General features: G+C 60.2%; 15 protein-coding genes. 5 read left to right on the forward strand and 10 right to left on the reverse strand.

What is annotated here, in order from left to right; translation table 11 throughout:
• The first annotated feature begins 129 nt into the window (after positions 1–129).
• Entirely contained in the window at positions 130–1,065 is a 936-nt protein-coding gene (locus C9413_RS13890; RefSeq protein WP_040116504.1) for a lytic transglycosylase domain-containing protein, read from the forward strand.
• 9 nt (positions 1,066–1,074) lie between these two features.
• Here C9413_RS13890 and maiA read toward each other — a convergent pair whose 3' ends face one another.
• The 3 genes from maiA to hmgA are packed head-to-tail and all read right to left on the reverse strand — an operon-like array spanning position 1,075 to position 4,154.
• Entirely contained in the window at positions 1,075–1,734 is a 660-nt protein-coding gene (gene maiA / locus C9413_RS13895; protein WP_133938220.1) for a maleylacetoacetate isomerase, read from the reverse strand.
• 8 nt (positions 1,735–1,742) lie between these two features.
• Positions 1,743–2,759 carry a fumarylacetoacetate hydrolase family protein gene (locus C9413_RS13900; protein ID WP_040115083.1) on the reverse strand — a complete coding sequence of 339 codons (1,017 nt, stop codon included), beginning with the start codon at positions 2,757–2,759 and terminating at the stop codon, positions 1,743–1,745.
• Between the two features lie 39 nt (positions 2,760–2,798).
• Positions 2,799–4,154 carry a homogentisate 1,2-dioxygenase gene (gene hmgA, locus C9413_RS13905; protein WP_133938222.1) on the reverse strand — a complete coding sequence of 452 codons (1,356 nt, stop codon included), beginning with the start codon at positions 4,152–4,154 and terminating at the stop codon, positions 2,799–2,801.
• 67 nt (positions 4,155–4,221) lie between these two features.
• Here hmgA and C9413_RS13910 point away from each other — a divergent pair, with 67 nt between their 5' ends.
• Complete coding sequence (locus C9413_RS13910; RefSeq protein WP_040116506.1) at positions 4,222–4,671, forward strand: MarR family transcriptional regulator; 450 nt, start codon at positions 4,222–4,224, stop codon at positions 4,669–4,671.
• A gap of 226 nt (positions 4,672–4,897) precedes the next feature.
• On the opposite strand, the gene C9413_RS13915 is transcribed toward C9413_RS13910, so the two are convergent.
• Entirely contained in the window at positions 4,898–6,673 is a 1,776-nt protein-coding gene (locus C9413_RS13915) for a prolyl oligopeptidase family serine peptidase (RefSeq protein ID WP_246703752.1), read from the reverse strand.
• Positions 6,619–7,101, reverse strand: a complete 483-nt coding sequence (locus C9413_RS32710) for a hypothetical protein (protein ID WP_210263495.1) — start codon at positions 7,099–7,101, stop codon at positions 6,619–6,621. Before C9413_RS32710 ends, C9413_RS13915 begins: the two co-directional genes overlap by 55 nt.
• Before the next feature lie 843 nt (positions 7,102–7,944).
• Between C9413_RS32710 and C9413_RS13920 the strand changes: the two genes are divergently transcribed.
• The 3 genes from C9413_RS13920 (at position 7,945) to C9413_RS13930 (ending at position 10,461) form a co-directional block, all read left to right on the forward strand.
• Positions 7,945–8,880, forward strand: coding sequence for a LysR family transcriptional regulator (locus C9413_RS13920; RefSeq protein WP_040115086.1), 936 nt, complete (start codon positions 7,945–7,947; stop codon positions 8,878–8,880).
• Between the two features lie 117 nt (positions 8,881–8,997).
• Complete coding sequence (locus tag C9413_RS13925; RefSeq protein ID WP_040115087.1) at positions 8,998–9,720, forward strand: L,D-transpeptidase; 723 nt, start codon at positions 8,998–9,000, stop codon at positions 9,718–9,720.
• A 177-nt stretch (positions 9,721–9,897) separates the two neighbouring features.
• Positions 9,898–10,461 (forward strand): hypothetical protein, encoded by a 564-nt coding sequence (locus C9413_RS13930; protein ID WP_040115088.1) that lies wholly within the window; start codon positions 9,898–9,900, stop codon positions 10,459–10,461.
• A gap of 131 nt (positions 10,462–10,592) precedes the next feature.
• Here C9413_RS13930 and C9413_RS13935 read toward each other — a convergent pair whose 3' ends face one another.
• The 5 genes from C9413_RS13935 to C9413_RS13955 all read right to left on the reverse strand — a co-directional run.
• Positions 10,593–11,894 carry a HAMP domain-containing sensor histidine kinase gene (locus C9413_RS13935; protein WP_223844127.1) on the reverse strand — a complete coding sequence of 434 codons (1,302 nt, stop codon included), beginning with the start codon at positions 11,892–11,894 and terminating at the stop codon, positions 10,593–10,595.
• A 17-nt stretch (positions 11,895–11,911) separates the two neighbouring features.
• On the reverse strand, positions 11,912–12,586 hold the full coding sequence (locus tag C9413_RS13940; RefSeq protein WP_040115090.1) for a response regulator transcription factor: 675 nt from the start codon (positions 12,584–12,586) through the stop codon (positions 11,912–11,914).
• Positions 12,587–12,893: 307 nt separating this feature from the next.
• Positions 12,894–14,018 (reverse strand): Gfo/Idh/MocA family oxidoreductase, encoded by a 1,125-nt coding sequence (locus tag C9413_RS13945; protein WP_040116507.1) that lies wholly within the window; start codon positions 14,016–14,018, stop codon positions 12,894–12,896.
• A 162-nt stretch (positions 14,019–14,180) separates the two neighbouring features.
• Positions 14,181–14,903 (reverse strand): alpha/beta hydrolase, encoded by a 723-nt coding sequence (locus C9413_RS13950; protein WP_040116508.1) that lies wholly within the window; start codon positions 14,901–14,903, stop codon positions 14,181–14,183.
• 139 nt (positions 14,904–15,042) lie between these two features.
• Positions 15,043–15,390, reverse strand: a 348-nt coding sequence (locus C9413_RS13955; protein WP_170250562.1) for an aldo/keto reductase, incomplete at its 5' end; no start/stop codon positions are given.

A 15,390-nucleotide genomic window follows, 5' to 3' on the forward strand; every position in this document is an offset into this window, starting at 1 on the left:
CGCGTGCCGCTGTTGGCGGGTCCTCGGCTGTGCGCGGCCGTCTGCGATAGGCGGCTTCCGCGCAATTTTGTGATAGTCTCGCCCCGACGGTCCGATGGAGTAGGGGAGAGGGCACCGATGAGGGGCTCCATAGGGAAGGCAGCTGAAAGACTTGCGCCGATCGCAGCTGCGTTCATTGCCACTTTTTCTGGCAGCCACCGTGCGCATTCCCAGCCCGAATGGAGTGCCGCGCCGCCGGCATGCCTTTATTCTCTAGAGGCTTCCGCAATCGGGCCGGCCCTTTGCGTTAGAAAGGAGAGCTTCAGCGCCGACATCTGCACGGCCATCGATCATTTTGCGCGTGCTAACCGACTTCCTCCTGATTATTTTGCACGGCTCATCTGGCGGGAAAGCCGTTTCCGCCCCGATGCGCTAAGTCCGAAAGGCGCTGAAGGAATCGCCCAATTCATGCCGGGCACTGCCAAGCTGCGCGGCTTGGAAAACAGTTATGATGCGCTGAGTGCGCTGCAGGCATCGGCGGCCTATCTTAATGAACTGCGTAACCGATTCGGTAACCTGGGGCTTGCGGCGGCAGCCTATAATGCCGGCGAAAACGGTCTTTCGTCATTCCTCGAACATGGCACGTTGCCTTTCGAAACACGAAGCTATGTCACGGCGATAACCGCACACAGCGTTGAAGAATGGAAAAAAAGCCCGCCCGAGAAAGCGGCACGTGAACTCGACAAGGACAAGACCTTCCTGGAGGCTTGCACCGCTCTTGCCGAAAGCCGCCGTTTAAAAAATGCGCCTTGGCAGCCCGAAGGCGAGTGGGCGCCTTGGGGCGCGCAACTCGCCGCGCACTTCGATCCTGCAGCGGCACGCAGTCTTTTCCTCGAAGACGTTCGCAAGTTGCCGGCGCCTCTGAACGCCGAGAAACCGCTGATTTTACGCCAGCGTGACCGCAGCTTCGGTTACCGGCCGCGATATGTCGCTCGCGCTGCCCGTCAAACGAGGACGGAGGCAAATCAGGTCTGCACCGAGGTGCGCAAGCGCGGCGGCGTCTGCCTGGTATTCAAGAATGAATAAGTGCTTCTTCTAGTTGGCCGAAGAATTCGAGGCCGCCGCCCGATCGGGATGAGCCGCAGCAAACGCAGGCAGCCTTTCGCATTTCTCTGCGATGGCCGTCGCGCGCGGGAAGGCAGAAAGATCGACGTTCCATCGCCGAGCATTGTAGAACTGCGGCACGAGGCAAAGGTCGGCCATGGTGGGCTGATCTGCGTGGCAGAACTCACCAGATTCCGGCGCCTTCAACATACGCTCAAAGGCGCCAAGACCCTCGCGGATGAATTTGCCCATCCATGCCAGCCGGGCAGCGTTCGGATCGTCCGATTGCTGCATGACGTGGGAAACGACGCTCAGATTGCAGATAGGATGAATGTCCATTGCGATGGCATAGGAAAGCGCCCTGACGCGCTGGCGACCCAAAGCATCCGAGGGCAGCAGGCCTGCGTTCGGCCGCGTTTCCGAAAGATACTCGATGATGGCGAGCGACTGCGTCAGCATCTCGTCGTCGATGGCAAGCACGGGAACTAGACCCTGGGGATTTCGCTCGAGATGAGCCGCCTGCTTGTGTTGGCTTGCCAGGAGATCGACGGGAACCGACCGATAAGGGATTGCCAGCATGTTGAGTGCAATCCGGACGCGATAGCTTGCCGAAGAGCGCCAGTAATCGAAAAGAACGGTATCGCTGGCCATGTCTGACCTCACTGCCTTTCGTATCTCGCAACGACCTGCTCGATGGCTCCGAAGATCGAGCGCCCGTGCGCATCCTTCATCTCGATGCGGACGGTATCGCCGAACCTCATGAAGGGTGTTGCGGCCGCGCCGGTCTCGATCGTTTCGATCATGCGGATCTCAGCGATGCAGGAATAGCCGGCGCCGCCTTGCGAAATCGGTTTACCCGGCCCGTCCTCCAGCTTGTTGGAGACCGTCCCGGAGCCGATGATGGTGCCGGCGCCAAGCGGTCGGGTCTTGGCAGCGTGGGCGATAAGCTTACCGAAATCGAAGGTCATGTCGATACCGGCATTAGCGCGCCCGAAGGGCTGGCCGTTGAGGTCGACGAGGAGCGGCAGATGCAGCTTGCCGCCATGCCAGGCATCACCAAGCTCGTCTATGGTTACCGCAACCGGCGAGAATGCAGAGGAGGGTTTTGACTGGAAGAATCCGAAACCTTTTGCAAGTTCGGCCGGGATCAAGCCGCGCAGGGAAACATCGTTGACGATCATGACGAGCCGGATGGCGCTGCGCGCTTCGTCGATGGTGGAGCCCATTGGCACGTCATCGACGATGACGGCGATCTCCGCTTCCATGTCGATACCATAGGACTCGTCCGCCATCAAAATGGCGTCGCGTGGCCCTAGAAAGCTGTCGGAGCCACCTTGATACATCAATGGCTCGGCCCAGAAGGTTGCCGGCATCTCGGCGTTGCGCGCCTTGCGAACCAGCTCGACGTGGTTGACGTAAGCTGAACCATCCGCCCATTGATAAGCGCGCGGGAGCGGCGATGCGGCATCGTGCTCGTGAAAACGCATGGCTGGCTGCGCGCCGGTTTCCAGACCCTCCGCAACGGCTGCTAGGCGTGGCGCGGCGTGTGCCCAGTCGTCGAGCGCGGCCTGAAGCGTCCGCGCGATATGGCCGACTTCGGAGCATTGGCTGAGGTCTTTGGAAACGACGACAAGGCGGCCGTCACGGGTGGAGTCCTTGAGGGTTGCAAGCTTCATGCGTTTGAGTTCCGTTTCTTGAGTAGCCGGTAAGCGGCTTCACTTGATGCCGGGTGTTCCGTCGAATTTGCGCTCCAGGCCGTCCCAGCATTCGAGATAGTTATCTTGCAGGGTCTCAAGCTCGGCTGCGTATCGTGTCAGTTGCTGCGGATAGCGGGTCTCGAACATGAAGGCCATCGTCTGGTCGAGCTTCACGGGTTGCAGATCGACGCTGGATGCCTTTTCGAAGCCCATGGCGTCCGGCCCATGCGGCAGCATCATGTTGTGCAGGCTCATCCCCCCCGGCACGAAACCCTCCGCCTTGGCATCGTATTGACCATGGATGAGCCCCATGAACTCGCTCATGATGTTACGGTGGTACCAGGGCGGACGAAAGGTATGTTCTGCCACCAGCCATCGCGGCGGAAAGATGACGAAATCGACATTGGCCGTCCCTTCTTCGCCCGAAGGCGCCGTCAGCACAGTAAAAATCGAGGGATCCGGATGGTCGAAGAGGATTGCGCCGACGGGTGCGAAAGTGCGCAGATCATACTTGAACGGCGCATAGTTGCCGTGCCAGGCCACGACGTCGAGTGGCGAATGGCCGATTTCTGTCGCATAGAACTTGCCGCACCATTTGACGTGGAGACGGCACGGGATTTCCTTGTCCTCGTAGGCGGCCGCCGGCGTCTTGAAGTCGCGCGGGTTGGCAAGGCAATTGGCGCCTATCGGTCCGCGATCTGGCAGCGTGAACTTGGCGCCATAGTTCTCGCAAATATAACCGCGCCACTCGGCGCCCTCGCCGAGGCGCGTTACCTTGAACATCATGCCGCGGGGAATAAGGCAGATCTCCAAAGGCTCGACGTCGATGATGCCCATTTCGGTGAACACGCGGATGGCGCCAAGCTGCGGCACGACCAGTAATTCTCCATCAGCATCGAAGAAATAGTCATCAACCATGTCCCCATTGAAGACATAGGCATGGGCCGCCATGCCGGTCTGGGTCATGACATCGCCGGCCGCCGTCATCGTGCGGATGCCGGCGAGGAAGCTGAGTTCTTCCGCCGGTGCCGGGATCGGGTTCCAACGCAGCTGGCTGAGCGGCAGCGAATGATCATCGAGACAGGGTGCTGATTTCCAGAAGGGATAACTGGCGTTGGAAAAACGGCCTGTATGGCGCACGCTCGGGCGAATGCGGTAGAGCCAGGACCGTTCGTTGGTGCCGCGCGGCGCGGTGAAAGGCGAGCCTGACAGTTGTTCGGCATAGAGCCCGTAATTGCATTTCTGCGGACTGTTCTGGCCCTGCGGCAGCGCACCGGGCAAGGATTCCGTCTCGAAATCATTGCCAAAGCCCGGCATGTATTGCGGATTGTTGACGACGGCATCGGCAGCCGTGCTCCTCGTCTTGTCCAGCATCGCTTGCACCTCCTCTGCAGATATGGTTACAAACGTAACTGTCGATTTTGTAACTATCAAGGAAGCCATGAATAACGGCGAGTTCGACCTCGAGCAGTTCCTGCCGTTTCGCCTCAATCGCGCCGCGGAGTTCATCGCGCTGCGTTTTGCAGCCGCCTACAAGGCCAAGTATGGCCTGACGCGGCCGGAGTGGCGCACGTTGGCAGCACTTGGGAGTTCGGGGCGTATGACGGCAAAGGAGATCGGCGTTCATTCGACTATGCACAAGACCAAGGTCAGCCGGGCGGTTTTCTCACTTGAGAGACGCCGCTGGCTGAAGCGGACGCAGCACGAAGACGACCGCCGCCTCGAATATCTCGAGTTGACGGCTGCCGGAAGCACTGCCTATGGCGAGCTGACGATGCTCGCCGTTAACTATTCGGCGGAAGTAGCGTTCCTTCTTGGCGAGGACGGCCTAAAGGCGCTTTCCTCCGGCTTGAGTGCTGTGGAGGCTGCCATGGTGACACGACGCAGTTAGCTCCTATGGGCGCGAGCGTGAAGAGCCGCAGGTTCAAATCCCGCCCCCGCAACCACGCTACAGTATCCCACAATAGCCCAAAACTGCGCTCCACCACGCCAGAGCACTGCGATCAGACGCTAAATCCCCGAAATGGACGTGTGCGCTTGTCGCCATCAGCAACAAGCGCACACCAAGCGAGCCACGAACTCGCTGCCGACGAAGGCGGGACGGCCGCCGCCGTCGGTTACCTTCCGGTTTGGAGGCGCAGGCCTGACCAGTGTGCCGCGAAGGCCCACATGTCCGCCGTCTGCGCGATGATTTTGTCCGTCGGCTTGCCCGCTCCGTGTCCCGCTTTCGTTTCGACGCGTAGGAGCCGAGGCCGATTTCCAAGGGCGGCTGCCTGGAGCGCGGCCACATATTTGAACGAGTGCGCCGGCACTACTCGATCGTCCGTGTCGCCGGTCGTGGTCAGGATGGCAGGATAGTCCGTGCCGTCCTGGACGTTGTGGAGCGGTGAATAGGACAGAAGGTTCTTGAAGTCGGCTTGCACCGCCGGGTCACCGTATTCCTGAGTCCAGAACGGTCCGCCCGTGAACAGGGGGAAGCGCAGCATGTCCAGCACGGCGACATCGGGCAAGGCCGCGGCAAAGAGATCCGGACGCTGGTTCACCACCGCTCCAACCAGAAGGCCACCGTTCGATCCGCCGTGGATCGCCAGCCCGTCGGGCGGCGTAATGCCCTCGCGCGTCAGGAATTCCGCAGCGGCGATGAAGTCGTCAAAGCTGTTCTGCTTGTTCGCTAGCCGCCCGGCTTCGTGCCACGCCCGGCCATATTCGCCACCGCCGCGGATATTGGGCATGGCGTAGACGCCGCCTTGCTCCACCCACGCTAGCGCTTCCGCAGAGAAATATGGGATGAGCGGAATTCCGAAGCCGCCATAGCCGTACAGCATGGTCGGCGCCGGGCCTGTCACGTCCTTACGCCTCATGACGAACATCGGAATGCGTGTACCATCCTTCGAGGCAAAGAAATGCTGCTCCACGACGAGTTGATCGAGATCGCTCGCAATCCGGGGCTTCGTCCAGACAGTGCTCGTGTTGGTCGCCACGTCGTAACGATAGATCGTAGTTGGCGTATCCTGACTGCTGAAGACGTAGAATGACTCATTGTCGCCAGGCCCCCCCCTGAAGGCGCCAGCCGTGCCGGTGCTGGGAAGTTCAACAACACCATCGCGCGTGCCGTCCAGCTTGAAGCGCTCGACCTGCGTCTTTGCATCCACCATGTAGGAAACCACGAGCCGATCGCCGACGATATTGCTTCCGAGAATGACGGCATCGTCCCGATGCGGGACAATGTCTTGGAAAGCCGGCTTTTTCGCATCGAAGTCGATGGCGACGACCTTGCCGCGTTCGGCGCCTTCCTGCGTGGTGAAGAACAACCGCGCGCCGACGTTTCCTATCAAGGTCCATGCATGATCGAGCGAGGAGACCAGCGTTTCGGGCGTCCATCCCTCCGCCAGATCAATGACGGTAATGCCGTTGCCGCCTCCAAGCCGCGATGAATAGATCACGACATAGCGGCCGTCCGCCGTCGTCAACGCCATGTGGATGAGCGGCTGATCAGTGTCGGAAGCGTGGATAAGACGGTCCTGTGACTGCGGCGTCTCAAGTCGGTGGAAGTTGACGGTATGCTCGAGCACCTGCGCTTCGAAGGCGGCACCTTCTTCTGGCTCGGCATTGCGGGAGTAAAAGAAGCCGGAATCATCCTGCGCCCACCCGATCTTCGTGAAGCGCGCCCAGCGGATCTCGTCATCGAGGATCCTGCCGGTGTCGATATCCATCACGCGTATGATCCGCCAATCGGCGCCGCCTTCCTGGATGGCGTAGGCGAGATAGCGGCCGTTATGCGAAACCGCCCATTCGGCGAGCGCGGTTGCTCCGTCCTCAGACCAACTGTTGGGGTCGACTACAACGCGATCCGTTCCGTTCTCGCGGACATACAGGACGGGTTGCGCCTCCAAACCGGCACTTCGGACGAAGAAATAACGATCGCCGCGCTTTTCAGGTGGCATCGGGAGCGTTCGTGGTCGAAAAGCGCCTGGAGGCGCAGCTTGAACAGGTCGCGACCTGGAAGCGTGGCGAGGTAGTCTTCGGTCAAATTTTTCTGCTTGGTAATCCAGGCTTCAACCTTCCCATCGCGACGGATGTCGCTTTCCAGCCAGCGATAGGGGTCGGCCACCGTTGTGCCGAAATGCGTGTCGACCGTGTCGGTGCGCTCGGTGGGCGGATAGGTCATCGTGTTTCCCTTGTTTTCGGAAGCCCCGCTAATTTGCGGCAGGAGAGCAATGGCCAATGCTGTCGCCGACAGGGCGGCCAGCCCCGTTCGCAACGAACGCCGTGCCTCGCGCTTGGGTGAGGACCTGCGCCATAAAAAGTGCGGGATAAGCAATCTCATGAGGAACCCCTTGTTGTCGGGCGCCGCAGCGTCTGCCGCGGCGACGTGGAGCCGGCGTACAGAAATATCAGCGGCCGACTATCGCCTGCACTCGCGCCGATCAGGATCCCGCCGGCAGCGGTCCCAGCGCGCGCGATCGGCCATAACCTGAGCGTCTCTCGCAATCTCTTGCGTCAATCGGGTCCGCTCGAGCGACTCCCGTCGCGCGTTGTCGCGCCGCGCCTGTTGTTCCAGCATGCAGTTCGTATAAGCGCGAGACCCGTAGGGTGCCCCAAAGCTCTGGCAGGTATTCGCGTCCCTGTACTGCCGTTCTTCCGCCGACACACACGCTGATAAAGCGAGGCCAAGAAGGGCGATGGAGAGGATGGTTACCGCGGGCCGACGATTGTCAATGGAAGGGCGTTGCAGCATTCTGTTGATCTCCTTTCGAGAATGAGCGCTGGTGGTTTGTTGGCGACGCGAGCGAGACACAGCGGCGCCCCGCGGCCGCCATGACCAGCCAAAACCCCACAGAGCAGGAGAAGATTGCGGCAACATTGTCTGAGTTTGGAAAATGCTCTGGGAGCAGTCCGATCCCCGCTTGGAAGCGCCTTTCCGGCGCTAAGCACACAACCGAGAAAAATCAGCGCGCGGCGCGTTAGTCATACATCCTTCGGACAACGTTCGGGAACGTTGCAGTGGTCGTCACGACTGAGTTCGAGGCAGAGAATCAGCTCACCCCAAAAGGCCCCGACCTTAAACCTCGAAATACGGGCTTCTGAACTCACGATCAGTCGCGGCATGGCCACATTCGCATTTTAGTTATGGCATCACCGATGTGATAGCCAGGAGTTATAAGTGGATTTGAACGCAGCCCTGAAGGCATTCATCAGAACAGTAGAGAAGGGCTCCATGACCGGCGCGGCGCGAGATCTCGGTATCTCGCAGCCCGCTGTTACAAAACATCTTCTCAATCTTGAGCGACATCTGAATGCACGGCTTCTCGAGCGATCGCCGCAGAATATCCGCCCGACCGCACACGGTGTGGAACTTTACGAGGCAAGCCGCGGCGCGATCGCATCCATCGATGCTGCCCTTGAGGGTATCCGCTTGAACGTAGGCGACATCGAAGGCAACCTCCGCATTCACGCGCCATCCTGTATCGGTTCAAAGCACCTTCACGGCATCCTTCTGGATTTTCAGGACCTGTATCCAAAAATTGCCGTCGATCTTGTCTTGGACGATCGTACCGTCGATCTCATCTATGAGAATTTTGATCTCACCCTACGCTATGGCCGGATAGAGGCTCAGGAGGTCATTGCCCGGCGCTTCGGCTGGATGCAACGTATTCTCGTTGCCGCTCCCAGCTATCTCGAACGCGTCGGCGAGGTGAGGTCTCCGGAGCAGTTGTCAAGTCTCAGCATAATTTCGACCTTCGTCGTCCTGTCGGGCAAGAATATGTTGCCGCTGATGCGATCTGCATCTCCGACAATCGAGATTCCGGTCAAACCTGTCTTCCGGACGAATGACGCTCACGTTCTTCTCAACACGCTCCTGGCGGGTCGGGGGATCGGACAGGTGCAATGGTGTCTCGTAACAGACCTGATCGCCGAAGGCAGGCTTGTGCGCGTGCTTCCCGCCTACGCAGTGAAGCCGACCGAGGCGTTCCTTGCTTACCCGTCGAACAAGTTCATGCGTCCCGTGGTGCGCGCCTTTACCGACTTCGTCATGCCGCGTCTGAAAGAAATTGAAGGAATAAGCCAAAGTGCGGATGATTTAGGATGTGTCATATAACAATCAGTTATGGGCGCAATCACTCCATAAACGATAGACATTACTTGCTCGAAATTGTTCTTCTGGTCCAGACATGTTCCCGTTCTGGCAACGGTTAGAGACCAGTGAGTACAATCTATGCAGCTAGTGACCCATCATTTATCCCGCCGCACCTTTCTTCTTGGCCCCGCTGCCGCTGCTCTTGCCGGCTGCGCGACGAACAACCGAACGCCGGAGCAGATGACGCTCTCGAAGCAGGTTCAATCACCGTCGCCAATTTCATCAGATCCTGAGCTTCAAGCTCGTTATGCGGCATTCGAGGACGGAGGGCATTTCATACCTGCCATCCCCTACCAGAATATGGACCCGAAGTATTATCGCCAGCGTGTTGCTGACCCGACGGGAGAAAAGGCTGGCACGGTGGTCGTCGATACGCCCAACCGCTTCTTGTATCTTGTTGAAGAGGGCGGTACGGCCATGCGCTACGGCGTCGGCATAGGCCGAGATGGCTTTGCCTGGGAGGGCGAGGGTATCATCCACTGGCGCCAGCCATGGCCACGATGGAAACCTCCTGCAGAGATGATCGCTCGTCAGCCGGAGCTGGAAATATATTCCGTTGCAAACGGTGGCATGGATCCCGGGATCATGAATCCGCTCGGGGCACGGGCGCTCTACATCTTCCAGAACCGGCAAGACACTCTATATCGGTTGCACGGTAGTCCCGAGTGGCAGTCTATCGGCAAGAGCGTCTCTTCCGGATGCGTCAGATTGATCAACCACGACATCGTCGACCTTTATGGCCGAGTCCCCTATCATGCACCGATTGTCGTGCATCAGGAACCCTTTATCAGGGCGGTATAGTTTCCGAGATAAGATTCACTTGGCGGAACCGGAAGGTCTGTGAACGCCTTATACGGCAAGCGGTCGAGGACGCCTGATGAGAAGGGACCGCAATTACTCCCGTCGTCATCGTGAGTGGGAGGAGGTTCTTCGCAAGTGAGCCACTGCCCAGGAGCCTAGCTGGCATTAGAGGATAGCATGCAGAAAGAGCCCCGCCTATTCCAGGAGGCAGATAAGACCCTGACCGCCGCTGTCGATGAAGCCATTGAGCGCGCCGCCCAGACCGCAGGGCATGAACTTCAGTCGCTCGGTGTCGGCAGATCACCACAAGACTACTTCGCGGACGCCGTCCTCCGCCACCTGTTCCTGCGCCTGTGCGGGGCCGACTTGAGAACCAACACCGGCGGAGATCCAGAAACGGCATGGAAGATCCTCTATATGGGCCGCTCCGTTGCCCGTCACTGGGAGAAAGAGCGCGGCAATTCGGCAGCACTAGGGGGGAAGAAAGACCGGCAGGAGGATATCGAAAGAGACAAGAGTGAACGACAACAGCTGGCACTCTCCGCACAGAATTTCGTATTGAAAACTGTTGTTCGCGCTCTGGTCGATCACGCCCGTGCGTCGGATCCGGAAATCACAGATCGCCTCGAAGCGGTAATCGACGCCCGCCATGCAAGGCTTGAGGGCCTCTCCGACATCGACCGCGAGTTTACCGAAAGAGCGAAAAGCTACCTGTCGCTTCTCACCACGCCATCAGATTAGGCGCAGTGGCGGCACAACCACAGCTCACTGCAAACGCGCACGACCGCGAATATGGATGCAGGCAGCCCGGCAGAGCGCTCCGTCCATGTAGATGCGCAGGGAACATTGCGGCAACATTGCCTCGGCCGCGGTCACGACACCGCAGTGAACGCTAATCGTACGATCGCCCCACCGCTGGGGGACTCTGCGATCGTGATGCGGCCGCTATGGTGATCCATGACCTGTTTGACCAGGTTGAGACCCAAGCCAGCACCGGAAGAACGCGGCCGTAGCCGATGAAAGGGTTCAAGCACCCGCTCGTGTTCCTCTCCCGGTATGCCGGGCCCGTTATCCTCCACTTCCACGGAGGGGCCGTTGACCCGCACGATCACCTCGTCCCCGCCATGCTCGACAGCATTCTGGATGAGATTTGTGAGCGCGCGTTCTATCGAACCGGTATTGCCCATGATCATTCCGGGCTGTTGAACAAACACCTCGATGGTCTTGCCCGCCGCGATCAGCACTGGCGTCAGATCCGCCGCGACACTACGGGCGAGCGCGACCAGGTCGATCCGGTCACTCGGCGCGCCATTGTCCAATCGATGAAGATCAAGCAGTTGTTCGGATAGCGTCGCAAGCCGTGATATGTCCGGCAAGAGCGACCGCAGGCCTTTGTCGCTCGCGGTGTCGATCTTCATTCTCAAAATAGCGATCGGCGTACGCAGTTCATGAGCGGCCGACGCGATGAAGCGGTTCTGGCGATCATAACCTTCATCGAGACGGTCGAAAGCTTCATTGACAGCGCGGACGAGCGGGCCGATCTCCCGTGGAACCTTGTCTTCCGAGAGACGGAGGCCGCGGCGCCCGGCGTCGATCCGCTCTGCTTCCTCCGCAGTCTTTATGACGCCGGCCAAGGCACGCGTGATGATCATTGGCGTCACGACGACGGAGACGAGAGCCAGGGCGAGGAAAACGGCAGTCGCTACGAGATTGGATGCTATTGTGATGAGCGCTGTGAAGGGTTGGACCCGACCATGCGCAATGATCTTCATATCGCCAGCGGGGCCGGATTCCCGTCGAACGAGGGCGGAAAGGGTAAAGGGATCGAACTGCCCGCGCATGTCTGCCGAAGACAGTTTGTCGAGGTGGGGAACGAGAGGAGCGTACTCCGCCGGCACCTGGCCGAAGGCAACCACACTGTCGTCGCTAAGCCGGGCCGCGAACCAGAGATCCGGCGACTCCTCTCGAAGCTTCGCCAGCTCGGGCGTCACTTCCACTATTGGTGCTCCAGCCGCATCCCGAACGATTGAGTTTGCCGCGACTTTTACGACGGCCTCCTCGACATACATCCCGTCAAGAGACGAATTTACGAAAAAGATAATGAAGCCGATGGCGGCGGCCGCGACCGTCAGAAACTGGAGGATCAGCTGCCTTGCAACGAGGCGCGTCTTCAATGATGGCTGACAGCGCTTCAATCCTGTGCCCTGAGCAAATAGCCCACTCCTCTGACCGTATGAATCTCGACGCCGGCACCAGCTTCGCTGAATTTTCGACGCAAGCGTGAGATGTGGGAATCGAGTGTGTTCGACTGGATAGCGTCGTCGAAGCCGTAGACTGCTTCCTCGATCGTCTCGCGCAGGACAACGCGCCCGCGACGCCGAATCAACGCAGTGAGTACTGCAACTTCACGCCTTTGCAGTACCAACTGCGTTCCGTGAACCCGTGCTTCGCCAAAGGCCATGTCGAATACGAGGTCACCGACGACGATCTCGTCTGGTGCAAGTTCGTTCGGGCGGCGCTGCACGGCCCGGATGCGAGCAAGCATTTCCGCCAGGTCGAAAGGCTTCACCAGGTAATCGTCGGCACCATCGTCGAGCCCGGCTACTCGGTCGGTCAACTCCCCACGGGCGCTTAAGACGATGATCGGCACGCCCGGATTGTCTGCCCGCAGCTGCGGAATAAGGCTGAGGCCGTCGCCGTCAGGGAGTGTACGATCAAGCAGAACGAGCTCGTGCAGGTGCGACCGGGATGCTTCACTGGCAAGCGAAATGCTAGTCACCCAGTCGACCACGAAGCGATCGCGTTCGAGGGCGCCGCGCATTGCTTTGGCGAACTCCACCTCGTCCTCGACCAGAAGTATCCTCATGCTAGTGCTCCCGCAAAGTGGGAAGGTGCGCCTTAATCCGCGAAGAGCCCCTCTTGCCACCGAGTTGTAGCTTTCTAATACCGATACGCCGCATTTTCCCTGATTTGCCCAGATTTGACACGTATCTGGGGGCTTCGACGGAAAGCTGAGATGACGATCTTCGCCGCAGCCGCCATGGCCGTCGACCTGGAGCGTACGCGAAAGCCGGCAGGTGCTCACACGGTCGCTCGGCCTTACGGTCGGGCGCGTAGATGGGCGACGGCGGGGCGGATCAGGGCGCTTCCCGGGTTTCAGAGATCGGAGTTGGCTACGCTGAGTGGGACAGATGCTGGCGATGACCCGTTTCAGCGGCCTGTGTGATCGCCTCGAGCACCCGGTGACGGTCGAGCGCGACCGCGAAGTCCGGCGCATCGGCGGTTCCATCGCGGAGGTCGGCGGCGAACTGGGCGTAGAGGCGGGCGACACCAGCCGCGGGTGCGTCGAGTTGCAGGTCGGGAGCCGCATATGCGGGCGGGACCTGTAGCCGCTGGACAGGCTCGCTGCCGCGGCGCAAAGTGATGGTCACATCGCCGAAGTGGATGTAGCCCGATGCCGTCTCGACGCGCAGACTGCCTTCGGTGCCTTGGATCTCCCACACCATCGCCGAGCCGGCGGACTGCCCGGCACTGTAGTGCAGCGAAGTGACGATCCCGCCTTCGAGAACGCCGGCGACGACGATCTCGTCCGGCGCGTCCTTCGGGAGGGACGTGCCATCCGAGAGGCGGACACCGTCGCCTCGCTGATTGGCGACGACGGCGGACAGGCTCTCAAATGCGCCGAGTACGTGCGCGAGCGGTTGGAGCGCGTGGCCGAGCATGATGCTTTGAAGCGTGGCGCCATTCTCTGCGCGAGCCATGTACTCGAACGGCGGGTCATATCGGCCGACCCACATGGCGTCGGTCAAATGCGCTCGGATGCTCGTGCTGAGCGGCATGCCGATCACGCCCTGCTGGATGAGGTCGCGAAGGTAACGGATCGGCGGGTGCAGGCCGCCCTGCAACCCGATGACCGTCTTGAGCTGCCGTTCGCGGGCAAGCCCCCCTAGCGCTTCGGCTTCCAATAGGTTTCGCGCGAGCGGCCATTCGCAATAGACCATCTTGCCCGCGGCGAGCGCGTCAGAAACGATCTGCTTGTGCTCCGGCACCTTAACCGCAACCACCACCAAGTCGACCTCCGGCCGCAGGACCAGCGCCTGGTGTGTGTCAAAGGCAAGATCGGCGCCTAGTCGGCTAGCGGTCGCGTTCGCACTCTCTATACGAGTCGTGCTGACAGCGCGGATCTGGAACGCATCGAGCGCCCGCAGCGCCGGGGCGTGAGCAATTCCGCCCCAGCCTCGATCAGCACTGGCGCCGACGATGCCAACGCCGATCCGGGTGTTTGCTGAATTTGTCATGTAGGCGTGCTCCTGTCTGGTGCAACCCGGGCAATGCTCGCCGTGCTGCTTCACCATGGTTTCGTTTCCGGACAAATGCTTGGGCGCATAGCGGGTGACCAATCATTGCCGTTCGCGTTGCGGCTGCGTGGGTTTGAGCCCAAGTAAGGCAAACGCAGGTAATTAAACGTGAGTCCAATGGGCCTCGAGTTCGCGCGCGACATCGGCCGGACGCTCTATCATCGGCCAATGTGAGCTGCGCAGCTTCACGACGGCGCGTGCGCGTGTGGCATTGCCGAGCTCGTCGGCGAAGCGGTGCGGCAAAAACGGATCGTCCAGGCCCCAGATCACCAGCGCTGGCGCGGTCATGCTGCTCAAACCCGGCTTCCACTCCGCGCCGACCTCGATTGCGGAACGGTAAAGTGCGAGAATGCTTGCCCGCATAGTGGCATCGAGATGCCGAACCGATTCATCCGCTGCATCTCGCGGCATCTGCGCCTCGACGAGCTTCGCCGCAAATTCCTCGAGGTCGAGGTCCTTCATCCATTGCTCGCCTTCACCTGGCGTCTGCCAGATCTTGGCGAGATAGTGCCATGGGTATTCTGGATCGATGGGCCCGCTGATTCCGGTCCAGGTTCGCACCAGATCGGGGCGGACCGACGCGAGGCGCCCTGTCAGCAGGCAGCCCCAGTCATGACCGACCAGGTCCACGGGTTCGCCGATCTGCTCGACCTGCTTGATCAACCAGTCGAGATACTCCTCCTTGGTCGAGGCGAAGCCTGACGGCAGCGGCGTGCCAAAGCCCGGGAGATCAAGCGCGACGATATCGGTGCGCGCCAGATGTGAGCGAACGGGATCCCAAAGGCGATGGGTGTCAGGAACACCGTGAACGAGGACTGCCGGCATGAATATCTCCTTGTGAGCGATGTGTGGAAGATAATCGCCTCTATCGCGTTGCAGTAGCTGGCAGACATGGAACATGGGGTTGCAGTTTGAGGAACCCAGGCGAACGACGGCCATATATCCTGCAATGATCAGGTAATGATTACGAACTGCGATTGCTCGGCGCATTCAGAAGCCAGCCCGGATACTCGATCGGCAGGTGGCTGGCGGAATCGAGTCGTGCCATGTCGTCCGGGTCAAGCTGGACCTCTGTGGCCTGAACGTTTTCGCGCAGCTGCTCGACCCGTTTGGCGCCGATGATGACGGTCGACACTACCGGTTGTTTGAGGAGCCACGCGATCGCGACCTGCGCGGAACTGCGATCATGCTTGCAGGCAACGTCCTTGAGGACGCGGATCAGCGGCTCACCCCGGACGCGGTCGATCGGCGGGGCAGCGAGCTCGGGCCGCCGCGCGCCCTCGGGGGGTCCGCCCGGGCGGGTCACTCCGGG

It is taken from the genome of Rhizobium sp. SEMIA 4085 (assembly GCF_013004495.1).
GTDB classification, from domain to species: Bacteria; Pseudomonadota; Alphaproteobacteria; order Rhizobiales; family Rhizobiaceae; genus Rhizobium; species Rhizobium gallicum.

What these genes read in the sequence shown, in the direction of transcription:
- maiA (WP_133938220.1), bottom strand. Translation starts at nt 1,734, where the DNA reads ATGGCCAGCGATACCGTTCTTTTCGATTACTGGCGCTCTTCGGCAAGC.
- C9413_RS13900 (WP_040115083.1), bottom strand. Translation starts at nt 2,759, where the DNA reads ATGAAGCTTGCAACCCTCAAGGACTCCACCCGTGACGGCCGCCTTGTC.
- hmgA (WP_133938222.1), bottom strand. Translation starts at nt 4,154, where the DNA reads ATGCTGGACAAGACGAGGAGCACGGCTGCCGATGCCGTCGTCAACAAT.
- C9413_RS13910 (WP_040116506.1), top strand. Translation starts at nt 4,222, where the DNA reads ATGAATAACGGCGAGTTCGACCTCGAGCAGTTCCTGCCGTTTCGCCTC.
- C9413_RS13925 (WP_040115087.1), top strand. Translation starts at nt 8,998, where the DNA reads ATGCAGCTAGTGACCCATCATTTATCCCGCCGCACCTTTCTTCTTGGC.
- C9413_RS13930 (WP_040115088.1), top strand. Translation starts at nt 9,898, where the DNA reads ATGCAGAAAGAGCCCCGCCTATTCCAGGAGGCAGATAAGACCCTGACC.
- C9413_RS13940 (WP_040115090.1), bottom strand. Translation starts at nt 12,586, where the DNA reads ATGAGGATACTTCTGGTCGAGGACGAGGTGGAGTTCGCCAAAGCAATG.
- C9413_RS13945 (WP_040116507.1), bottom strand. Translation starts at nt 14,018, where the DNA reads ATGACAAATTCAGCAAACACCCGGATCGGCGTTGGCATCGTCGGCGCC.
- C9413_RS13950 (WP_040116508.1), bottom strand. Translation starts at nt 14,903, where the DNA reads ATGCCGGCAGTCCTCGTTCACGGTGTTCCTGACACCCATCGCCTTTGG.